Genomic DNA, 320 nt, shown 5'->3' with positions numbered 1-320 from the left:
TGGGAAGATGATGTGTTAACACATGGCTGGGCTTATGGAACTGGAGGTACTAAATTGCATGGAAAAGAACTGCTCTTAGCGATCTCCTTAGGCGCACAGGAATCTGATTATCAAGCAGGCGGAGAATATAATATCACGATCAGCGAGCTTATCAGACCGTTTCAAGTCACTGCTAACTATATAGGAATGCGTTTTCTTCCTGCCTTTACACAATATGGGACACTTCACCTTTCAAAAGAAGATGTTAAGAACAGTGCGGAGAAATTGGTTGACTATCTTAAAGCTGAGCATTGATCCGGTATTCGCGAGGGAAGCTGAAA

General features: G+C 42.8%; 1 protein-coding gene. It reads left to right on the top strand.

Annotated elements, in window-relative coordinates:
* A partial coding sequence (locus D5S11_RS19765) for an NAD(P)H-dependent oxidoreductase (RefSeq protein WP_038456434.1) occupies window positions 1–294 on the top strand: 294 nt, incomplete at its 5' end.
* Between the last annotated feature and the right edge of the window lie 26 nt (window positions 295–320).

Source organism: Bacillus sp. L75 (genome assembly GCF_003676355.1).
Classification (GTDB): Bacteria; Bacillota; Bacilli; order Bacillales; family Bacillaceae; genus Bacillus; species Bacillus velezensis.
This window is presented reverse-complemented; position numbering and strand designations above follow the sequence as displayed.